General features: G+C 63.4%; 13 protein-coding genes. 5 read left to right on the top strand and 8 right to left on the bottom strand.

Annotated features, from left to right (window positions below; translation table 11 throughout):
• From B4N44_RS13200 to ccmI, 4 genes are all read left to right on the top strand, one after another.
• The coding region (locus B4N44_RS13200) for a heme lyase CcmF/NrfE family subunit (RefSeq protein ID WP_296701579.1) at positions 1–1,315 on the top strand (1,315 nt) is incomplete at its 5' end.
• Positions 1,312–1,890: a DsbE family thiol:disulfide interchange protein gene (locus tag B4N44_RS13195; protein WP_296701577.1), complete on the top strand. Its 579-nt coding sequence runs from the start codon at positions 1,312–1,314 to the stop codon at positions 1,888–1,890. The genes B4N44_RS13200 and B4N44_RS13195, both read left to right, overlap by 4 nt.
• On the top strand, positions 1,887–2,387 hold the full coding sequence (locus B4N44_RS13190; protein ID WP_296701575.1) for a cytochrome c-type biogenesis protein: 501 nt from the start codon (positions 1,887–1,889) through the stop codon (positions 2,385–2,387). Before B4N44_RS13195 ends, B4N44_RS13190 begins: the two co-directional genes overlap by 4 nt.
• On the top strand, positions 2,384–3,739 hold the full coding sequence (gene ccmI, locus B4N44_RS13185; RefSeq protein WP_296701573.1) for a c-type cytochrome biogenesis protein CcmI: 1,356 nt from the start codon (positions 2,384–2,386) through the stop codon (positions 3,737–3,739). Before B4N44_RS13190 ends, ccmI begins: the two co-directional genes overlap by 4 nt.
• Before the next feature lie 199 nt (positions 3,740–3,938).
• On the opposite strand, the gene B4N44_RS13180 is transcribed toward ccmI, so the two are convergent.
• Positions 3,939–4,412 carry a YbhB/YbcL family Raf kinase inhibitor-like protein gene (locus B4N44_RS13180; RefSeq protein ID WP_296701571.1) on the bottom strand — a complete coding sequence of 158 codons (474 nt, stop codon included), beginning with the start codon at positions 4,410–4,412 and terminating at the stop codon, positions 3,939–3,941.
• Between the two features lie 512 nt (positions 4,413–4,924).
• Between B4N44_RS13180 and fusA the strand changes: the two genes are divergently transcribed.
• Complete coding sequence (gene fusA, locus B4N44_RS13175; protein ID WP_296701568.1) at positions 4,925–6,970, top strand: elongation factor G; 2,046 nt, start codon at positions 4,925–4,927, stop codon at positions 6,968–6,970.
• 248 nt (positions 6,971–7,218) lie between these two features.
• On the opposite strand, the gene B4N44_RS19815 is transcribed toward fusA, so the two are convergent.
• The 7 genes from B4N44_RS19815 to B4N44_RS19960 all read right to left on the bottom strand — a co-directional run bounded on the left by B4N44_RS19815 (position 7,219) and on the right by B4N44_RS19960 (position 9,485).
• Positions 7,219–7,335, bottom strand: a complete 117-nt coding sequence (locus B4N44_RS19815; protein ID WP_349681091.1) for a hypothetical protein — start codon at positions 7,333–7,335, stop codon at positions 7,219–7,221.
• 526 nt (positions 7,336–7,861) lie between these two features.
• The gene (locus tag B4N44_RS13165) at positions 7,862–8,119 is read right to left on the bottom strand and encodes a hypothetical protein (protein WP_296701564.1); all 258 of its coding nucleotides are present in this window, start codon (positions 8,117–8,119) and stop codon (positions 7,862–7,864) included.
• Positions 8,116–8,526 carry a hypothetical protein gene (locus tag B4N44_RS13160; RefSeq protein ID WP_296701561.1) on the bottom strand — a complete coding sequence of 137 codons (411 nt, stop codon included), beginning with the start codon at positions 8,524–8,526 and terminating at the stop codon, positions 8,116–8,118. The genes B4N44_RS13165 and B4N44_RS13160 overlap by 4 nt, the downstream gene beginning before the upstream one ends.
• Positions 8,523–8,717 carry a hypothetical protein gene (locus B4N44_RS13155; RefSeq protein WP_296701559.1) on the bottom strand — a complete coding sequence of 65 codons (195 nt, stop codon included), beginning with the start codon at positions 8,715–8,717 and terminating at the stop codon, positions 8,523–8,525. Before B4N44_RS13155 ends, B4N44_RS13160 begins: the two co-directional genes overlap by 4 nt.
• Complete coding sequence (locus B4N44_RS13150) at positions 8,714–9,022, bottom strand: hypothetical protein (RefSeq protein ID WP_296701557.1); 309 nt, start codon at positions 9,020–9,022, stop codon at positions 8,714–8,716. The genes B4N44_RS13155 and B4N44_RS13150 overlap by 4 nt, the downstream gene beginning before the upstream one ends.
• Positions 9,012–9,233 (bottom strand): hypothetical protein, encoded by a 222-nt coding sequence (locus tag B4N44_RS13145; protein ID WP_296701555.1) that lies wholly within the window; start codon positions 9,231–9,233, stop codon positions 9,012–9,014. Before B4N44_RS13145 ends, B4N44_RS13150 begins: the two co-directional genes overlap by 11 nt.
• 75 nt (positions 9,234–9,308) lie before the next feature.
• Positions 9,309–9,485 (bottom strand): antitoxin MazE-like protein, encoded by a 177-nt coding sequence (locus B4N44_RS19960; RefSeq protein ID WP_414718149.1) that lies wholly within the window; start codon positions 9,483–9,485, stop codon positions 9,309–9,311.
• Positions 9,486–9,540: the final 55 nt, after the last annotated feature.

Raw genomic sequence — 9,540 nt, 5'->3', positions numbered from 1 at the left:
GGGCTCCTACTGGGCCTATTACGAGCTCGGCTGGGGCGGCTTCAGGTTCTGGGACCCGGTCGAGAACGCCTCCCTCATGCCCTGGCTTTCCGCGACCGCGCTGCTCCATTCCGCCGTGGTGATGGAGAAGCGCGATGCGCTGAAGGTCTGGACCGTCCTGCTGGCCATCCTGTCCTTCTCCCTCTCCCTGATCGGCACGTTCCTGGTGCGCTCTGGCGTGCTCACATCGGTGCACGCCTTCGCGACCGATCCGGCGCGCGGCACCTTTATCCTCGTCTTTCTCTGCATCGTGATCGGCGGCTCGCTGGCACTCTATGCCTGGCGTGCGCCGACCATCGCCGGTGGCGGTCGGTTCGACGTCGTTTCGCGCGAAAGCTTTCTGCTGGTGAACAACCTGCTGTTTGCGACACTGACGGTCCTGGTCTTGTTCGGCACCCTTGCCCCGCTGATCTACGAGGCCGCCGGGTGGGGCAAGATCTCGGTCGGCTTCCCCTGGTTCAATAAGATGTTCGTGTCGCTCTCGCCCTTCCTCATCGTGGCGATGGGGATCGGACCCTTGACCCGGTGGAAGCACGACGAGCCGATGCGCCTGGTACGTTCGCTGTGGATCGCGCTTGCGCTCGGCATCGCCGTGTTCATCGTGGCCCTGCAGCCGATCTTCGAGGACGGCGGTCTCGCGATGGCCTTCGGTCTGAGCATGAGCGCCTGGCTGGTCGGCACTCACCTGATCGCCCTGGCCGAGCGCTTGAAGAACAAAGGTGGTTTCCGGGGGCTCGCGGCCGACTTCGGCGCGCGCAACCTCAGCTACTACGGCATGTGGACCGCGCATGTCGGGATCGCGGTGTTCATCGTCGGGGTCACCATGGTCTCGATCCACGGCTCCGAAACGGACGTGCGGATGTCGCCGGGCGACGTGCATGAGGATTCGGGCTATCGCTTCCAGTTCAACGGCGTACAGGCGGTGCCCGGCCCGAACTATATGGCTCAGCAGGGCGAGTTCATCGTCTACAAGGACGAACGGCAGATCGCCGTGCTCCATCCGGAGAAGCGCTCTTATTTCTCGGGCGGAATGCCGATGACGGAGGCGGCCATCAACGCCGGCTTCCTGCGTGACCTCTACGTCTCGCTTGGCGAGCCGGTCGGAACGGACGGGGATTGGGCGCTGCGGGTCTACTATAAACCCTACGTGCGCTGGATCTGGCTCGGTGCGATCTTCATGGCGCTCGGCGGCCTGTTGGCGATGGCCGATCGGCGTTATCGCACGCTGCGGCGGAGCGCGGATGTCCCGGCCGGGGCACTGGCGGCACGCTCATGACGGCGCCCCGCTCCCCAGCGAGAACGGCGACCACCAAGGCGAAGAGGCGCGCGCTCATCCCGCTCGCCATCTTCATGGCGCTGGCCGCGCTGCTGTTCTACGGGCTGCAACTGGATCCGCGCAAGGTCCCCTCGCCGCTCGTGAACAAGCCTGCACCCGTGTTCGAGCTCGAGTCGCTGGACGACCCGAGCCGAACGGTCACCAACGAGATCCTCGTGGGGAAGGTCTCGCTGGTGAATGTCTGGGCCTCTTGGTGCCCGTCATGCCGTCAGGAGCATGGCGAGCTGATGCAGATCGCGCGCAACAACGATGTCCAGGTCGTCGGCTTCAACTGGAAAGACACGCGACCCGAGGCGCTTGAGATGCTCAGGCGTTACGGCAATCCCTACGTGGTCAGCGCCTACGATCCGGACAACCGCTACGGTCTGCATTGGGGCGTCTACGGCGCACCCGAGACCTTCGTGGTCGACGGCGAAGGCATCATCCGTTACAAGCACATCGGGCCGGTCGACCGCAACGTCTGGGAAACCACGATACGCCCGATCGTCGAGCAGTACAGACCTCAGTCATCATGATGCATCGCGTTCGCAAGCTGTCTCTAAGCCTCACGCTGATCGCCGGCACACTGGCGTTCGGCAGCCCATCCGCCTACACGCTCGAAGAGTTCACGTTCGAGCAGCCCGCCCAGCATGAGGCGTTTCGCGACCTGATCGCCAAGCTACGCTGCCTGGTCTGCCAAAACGAGTCGCTCGCCGGCTCCCAGGCCGGCGTTGCGCAGGACCTTCGCGAAGAGGTCTATCGCATGATGCTCGAAGGTCAAAGCGACGATGAGATCGTGACCTTCCTCGTGGAGCGCTACGGCGACTTCGTGCTTTACGAGCCTCCGATGAAGCCATCGACCTACATCCTCTGGTTCGGCCCCTTTATCTTCCTCGGCGTAGGCGGCTACCTGCTGTTCCGCACGCTCGGGCGCAAGAAGGACGAGCCGGAAGAGGATCTCACCGAGGCCGAACGCGCCCGTCTTCAACGACTGCTCGCCGCCGGCGGCGACAAACAAGAAAAACTCAAATGACCATCTTCTGGATTTTGACTGCCGGGCTCATGGGCCTGGCGTTGTTTTTTGTCGCCCTGCCGCTGCTGCAGCCCGAGAAAGCAACCGAGGCACCCGAGCAGGACGAGCTGAACCTCACGGTCTTCAAGCAGCGCCTGCAAGAGCTGGATGCCGACCTTGCCGGTGGCTTTTTGGAACAAGACCAGTACGTCGCGGCAAGACGCGATCTGGAACGCGATCTGCTGCGCGACGTCCAGGGCGAGCTCGCGGCGTCCGAGCGTCGCAGCGCTTACGGCGGACGTTGGATGGCGATCGTGCTGGCGGTGGCGGTGCCGACAGGCGCGGTGCTGATCTACGACGAGATCGGCCACCGCGAGATCATCGAGCGTATCGAAGGCGTCGCGCTCAGCGGCGAGACACAACAGCCCCTGGTCGGACCCGACGGCGAGGAACTCCCGCCGCTCGAGGTCCTGGTCCAGCGTCTCGAGGAGAGGCTTGCCGAGGATCCGGACAATGTCGACGGATGGTTGATGATCGGCCGGACCTACTTCACCATGCGCCGCCCCGGTCAGGCCCTCGATGCGGTCTCGAAGGCCTATGCCTTGGCACCCGAGCGCCCGGATGTGATGCTCGCCTTTGCCGAGGCCACGGCCGCGAACAACAATAACAGCCTGGAAGGCGAGCCGGCCGCGCTGATCGAGCGCGTCCTCGAGGCCGAGCCAGACAACGCCAGCGCCCGCTGGCTGTCGGGGATGCTCTACTACCAACGCGGTCAATACACCGCTGCGGCGACCGCATGGCAGCGCATCCTCGACGAGATGGACCCCGCCTCGGAAGACGCCGCTGACCTGCGCGAGATGATCACGGAGGCGCAGACGCGAGCGGGCGCGCCGGCGACGAGCACCGCTGCCGAATCGGCCTCCTCTGCCGAGACGTCCGAAGGTATGGAACCGGCCGAACAACCCGCAGAGCAGCAGGCAGAGACCGCCGCGCCCGCCTCCGAGGCGACATCCGAGCCGCTTGCTGCAGCGTCGGTCACCGCAGACGTGAGCCTGGATCAGGCCATCTCGGCCGGCGCCGCTCCGGACGACATCGTGTTCATCTTCGCGCGCGCCGTGGCAGGCCCGCCCATGCCGCTCGCCGTTCAGCGCGTCCAGGTCAAGGACCTGCCGACACGCGTCACCCTCGACGACAGCATGGCGATGATGCCCGAGATGAGCCTCTCCGCCTTCCCGCAGGTGATGATCGGTGCACGCGTGGCCAAAAGCGGCCAAGCGACACCGCAACCCGGCGACCTCGAAGGCGAAAGCGGGCCGATCGACAGCGCCGGAAATAACCAAGTCGCCGTCGTCATCGACCGTATCAGACCCTAAACCTAAACCGCGTCCGGCGCGACAAGCGTCGGTCGCGCCTTATCTCGACGTCATATCGACCCAAAGACCTCGCAGCAGACACGGTTTAGAAAATCAAAAAAATTCACTTCAACCCCGTCCGCTGCACCCCTTGCGTGTCGCCGCGACGCATCACCGACCTGAAACCCGCGCGTGTCCCTCCAAGACGCGGTTTAACGTTTTAACGCTTCTCGTAGATGCCGACCAGCTCGGTGCGAGCGAGGATGTGGTCTTCCATTGCCAGTAGGAGCTCGTCCTTGGTCGGGTTCCCCAATTCGCTCGGCAGGCGGATATCGAGCGCGTAAAGACAATGGAAATAGCGGTGACAGCCGATCGGGGGACAAGGGCCACCATAGCCGACCCGGCCCCAACTGTTGATCCCTTCCCCGGTCCCGACGGGGAGAAGATCGGAGGTCATGCCTTCGGCAAGCATCGCCTCGGGCGGAAGGTTATAGAGGATCCAATGATCCCAAACCATCCGAGGAGCGGCGGGATCGGGGGCATCCGGATCATCCACGACCAGGACCAGGCTCGCGGTACCCTCGGGAAGACACTCCCACGTCAAAGGCGGCGAGATGTTTTCTCCCTCGCAGGTGTAGCGCACCGGGATGTGCGCTCCGTCGACAAAAGCGTCCGATTTCAAAACCATTGACATCTTTACGTCTCCAGAGATGTGCTAACCTAAGGGCCGTCAACGCCCCGTTGTCCCGCTTCGACAGCGATTCGGGTCACGGAGTTTTCATCGAACAGAGGTACCGCGGCAGCGCCGATCAATCCCGCGCTGCCGCATCCCCTTATAAGGATAACGCGAATACGGGCATTGGAGATCAGGGATCGATTCGTCCGGACATACGGACCGGACAGGATCGTCTCGATAGCGATTATCCTCTCCATAGCTGTGCGTCCTTCGGCGGCCAATCGGCCGCCTTTTTTTGGCCTGCGATTCGGGCATGGACACGGATCCGCTCGTGTCCCTTCGCCACGAGCCGATCGACCCCCGGGCCCCGCTCCGACTTGATCCGCGACAGGCCAAGACACGAATTCCGATCGATACCCGATCAAGGCCACACCCGAGTTACGGTATAATTTCGATCGGTAAGCGAATCTCGACGGGAAGCCGCACGACGACGCCCCGCACCTCACCCAAACGCCACTACAGGATCACCGATGTCTGATTACAATGCCGAGGACGTCCGCAACCTTGCCCTGGTCGGTCACGCCGGATCCGGCAAGACCACGCTGGTCGAAGCGCTGCTCGCCGCGACCGGAGTGATCTCGACCCCCGGCAGTGTGACCAAGGGAACCACGGTCTGCGACTTCGATCCGATGGAAAAGGAGCTGATCCACTCGCTGGACGCCTCCATCACCAGCTTCGATGCGCACGACAAGCACGTCAATCTGATCGACACCCCCGGGTATCCGGATTTCCTGGGGCGCACCATTTCGGTCCTGCCGGCCGTGGAGACCGCCGCGATCGTCATCAATGCGCAGTCCGGCATCGAGCCGATGACCCTGCGGATGATGAAGGCGGCCGACAATCGCAATCTCTGCCGCATGATCATCGTGAATCAAATCGATGCAGCCGACGTCGATCTCGCTCAATTGACGGATCAGATTCGCGAGACCTTCGGCCCCGAATGCCTCCCGATCAACCTGCCCGCCGAGGGCGGCAAGCGGGTCATCGACTGCTTCTTCCAGCCAAGCGGCGAAGGTGCCGACTTCTCATCCGTCGCGGAGGCCCACAGCCGGATCATCGACCAGGTGGTCGAGGTCGACGAGGCCCTGATGGAGGTCTATCTCGAGCAGGGCCAGGAGCTCAAGCCCGAGCAGCTGCACGATCCCTTCGAGGCGGCGCTGCGCGAGGCGCACCTGATCCCGATCTGTTACGTGTCGGCGGCGACCGGGGCCGGCGTCGACGAGCTCATCGAGATGATCACGCGCCTCATGCCGAATCCCTCGGAAGGCAATCCTCCGCCCTTCCTCAAAGGCGAAGGTGCCGCCATGACTCCGGTGACCGTCGATCCCGATCCAGCCAAGCACGCCGTCGCGCATGTCTTCAAGATCATCAACGACCCCTTCCGCGGCAAGCTCGGGATCTTCCGTATCCATCAGGGACGCATCACGGCGCAAAGCCAGCTCTACATCGGCGACGCGCGCAAGCCGTTCAAGGTCAACCATCTGTATCGCCTCCACGGTACCGAGCAGATCGAGGTCGCCGAGGGTGTGCCCGGAGACATCCTGGCGGTATCGCGTATCGACGACATCCATTTCGACGCCGTCCTGCACGACTCGCACGAGGAGGATCATTTCCACCTCTCGAGCCTGGAGTGCCCGGTTCCGCTGTTCGGTCTCGCGATCCACCCGACCAAGCGCGGCGACGAGCAGAAGCTGACCGATGCACTGCACAAGCTCGAATCCGAAGACCCCTGCTTCCATGTCGAGCACAATGCCGCGGCGAACGAGACGGTCATGCGCGGACTCGGCGAGCTGCATCTGCGCGTGCTCTTACGCCGACTCTCGGAGCAGTATCACGTCGAGGTGGAGACCCATCCGCCGAGCATCCCCTATCGGGAGACCATCACGGCCCCCGCCGAGGGACATCATCGCCACAAGAAGCAGACCGGCGGCGCCGGACAGTTCGGCGAGGTCTATCTGCGCGTCGAGCCCATGGAGCGCGGCGCCGGCTTCGAGTTCGTCGATGCCGTCGTCGGCGGCGTGATCCCGAACAACTTCATCCCCTCGATCGAGAAAGGCGTGCGCCAGGTGCTCGATGAAGGCGCCATCGCCGGTTATCCGATGCACGACATTCGCGTCACGGTCTACGACGGCAAGTTCCATCCCGTCGACTCCAAAGACATCGCCTTCTCGACGGCAGGGCGCAAGGCGTTCATCGAGGCGGTGGAGAAGGCCCGCCCGGTCCTGCTCGAGCCAATCGTAAAGATCCGGATCACGGCCCAAGGCACGGCAATGGGCGATCTCGCGGGCGACCTCTCCAGCCGCCGCGGCCGCATCAACGGCAGCGACAGCAAGAGCCGCGGTCGGATCGTCATCGAGGGCGAGGTCCCGCTGGCGGAGCTCAACGGATACGATGCACGCCTGAAGGCACTGACCGGCGGTGAAGGCACCTACAACATCGAGCTGAGTCACTACGACACAGTGCCCGCCAGCATCCAAAAGCAGCTCGCCGACGCCTACCAGCGCGCCGAAGACTGACCCCGACGCACACGGACCGGCGCTCGGCGTCGGTCCGTGTTCCTCGGCGAGCATCGAGGCTCGGGGCCTCCCGACAGTCTCGTCACTCATCAGGCCGACCACCCCAACCTCAAGACGCTCGTGACACCCGCCCCGCGGTGTCACGCATGCCCCATGGCGCTCTGCGCCACGTGGCTCAGCGCATAACGGCGCCTGCGTGAACGTCGTCTCCGACCTCGGTCATGCCTGCTCCTTTCACGCGATCTGGCTCAAGGTTTCGCAAGCCGATCGTGAAACAAGTGCGCAAGCCAAGGCCCGAAGTCCGAGCCGTCCTCGCGGGTTCGCGACTCCAAGAGGTCAAGGAAGATATCGCGCGGCTCGAAGATGCCCGTGTCGTCGGCGAACAGCGTGAAGACGACGCGAACAAGGAATTACTCCAGATCCTGGCCGGTGTAGCCGGATGCATGCAAGTCGTCATGGAGCCGACCGACCAGCTCGGACGCCTTGATGTTGACCGGATCTTTCGACAATCTTGAGGCCGGGGAAAGACTTGAAGGCCCTTTGGCCTTGTCCAGCTTGTGTCGGAGACTCTTTTGCTCGACCAAGAGCACGCCGTTCCAATCTCGCTCCATGACAGGCGCATGCGGCCGGCCTTTCTATTTGGCGTTGAGCAGGCTACAAGGAGCCGACACAAAAAAAGGGCTTACGGAGATCAACCGTAAGCCCTTTCGAATATGGTAGCGGGGGCATCTCCCGAAAACCTCTCGGAAAGCCTTGGAATATCTCGCTATTTCGGTGGGTCCGTTTTCACGATACCCCCATAGATACCCCCAAAAATCGACGGTGCCCGGACAAAAAACCCGGCACATGGCCGGGCCGGTTGATGCCCGGACGGGCCGGGCGGTTTGTGGGTCAGTGCTGCGCCTGCTCGATCGCCGCCGGCAGATTGCGGGTCAACCTCAAGGCATCCGCAAACTTCGATACGGTCTCGGCGTCGCCGGTCGGGTGGATCGGCCGCATCATTTCCGGGACCGGCTCACCTGCAAGCTGTTGCAGCTTTGCGCCGTTGAGCAACCGCTCGATCTCGCCGAACGATTGCAGACCGACCAACAGCAGGTCGGTGACAAGCTCAAGAACATCGTGGTCGATGACGTACTGATCGTGGTTCATGCCGTGCCCTCCGCGCACTCGACCGCTTCGATACCGGCCTCGGTGACTTCCAGGGTCCAATATTCCGAGCTGTAGGGGATCCCGGTCGCCTCATGCGTCGGCCGATGGATCAGCAGCAGATCGAGCGATTCGAGTTGATCCAGGTCGTCGGGGTCGGCCGTCTCGGTGAAGTGTTGCCCGGCTTCGTTGCGCGTGCACAGCGAGCCCAACACGCCGACAAGCTCACGGTGCCGCTGAATCGCCAGCTCGACCAGGCTCGACCACTGATCCGGGTCGATCTCGGCCGTTTCGATGCCTTCCAGGGTCTCGGCGAGCATGTGGCGCATGACGCGCGCTTCGCTCGGGGTTGCGGTGTCGCCCATGCGTTCGGCGAGGTGGTCAAGGTCCATCGTTGCGGAGATCATCATGCGTGTTGCTCCATGTGTGCCTGAATCGCGGACCAATCGACTGCGTTGAAAACCATCTGTAGCAGATCCTCCGGGTTCTCGGTTGCCTTGACGACGAATCGCGCCGGCAGATCCGCCCACGGCATCGGGATCTTGTCGGGCTTGGCGAGCATGCGCACGACGGCGCGCTCGATCGGGGTTAGGTCTTTCATGCGGGCGCCTCCCCTGCGTGTGCCAGGACCAGAAGTCTCGTCAGTGCCGCGGATCGGGTCTCCGGTGCGCTTGCCACCAGATCCAACAGCGCATGGTTGTGCCGGTCAAGATAGACCGCGCATGCTGCTGCGACGGGATCTTGACGCAGGCAAAACCGCACGGCGCCGCACAGCTGGTGACTGAGCAAGATTGCCCGGTGCGCCCATGCGTCGGACTCGACCGGAATCCCGCAGCTGCGCAGATCCGCCAGCAGATCGCGCGCCAGCAGCCGAGCCCCCCGGCTTGGTTGGGGTTTATCGGGCATGGCGTCGCCCTCCGAGATACCGCAGACCCGCCTCGATGCGGGCCAACAGCGCCTTGGCCTCGGACAGCTCGCGGCCTTGCATGGCGTTGATGGTCCACGCGACGGATGCGTGAAGGGTGCGCAGTGCGCGACGATCGCGACGGCTCAAGGCGTCGGATGTTTGGCGGTTCCAGGTCGGAACGCGCAGGGGTGTAGAATACTGCTCTAGCATGATTCACCTCGGTAACAGGTGGGTTATGTCAGGGCCTCGATCGGATTGCCGTCCGGTCGGGGTCCGCTTCTACTGCTACTTCGTCTTCGTCTTCTTGCCCTCCCTCAGCTTCCTGCAGATGTCTCGCACCAGCGGCTTTGACTCCGGTGGTATCCATTCGGTGATCGGCACCAGACCGGACGCGCGCATGCGGTCGCGGTGCGCGGCCTGTCTGCTCGGGTTGCTCTTGGGTTGCTTCGTTACTTCGGACATGTGGACAGCCTAGACCACGCCCGAGCCGAGTGCAAGGGTCTCGGCTGAAAATGAT

The organism is Thiocapsa sp. UBA6158, assembly GCF_002423035.1.
GTDB lineage: Bacteria > Pseudomonadota > Gammaproteobacteria > Chromatiales > Chromatiaceae > Thiocapsa.
Note: the sequence above shows the minus strand (reverse complement) of the source record. Positions and strands in the feature narration are given on the sequence as shown.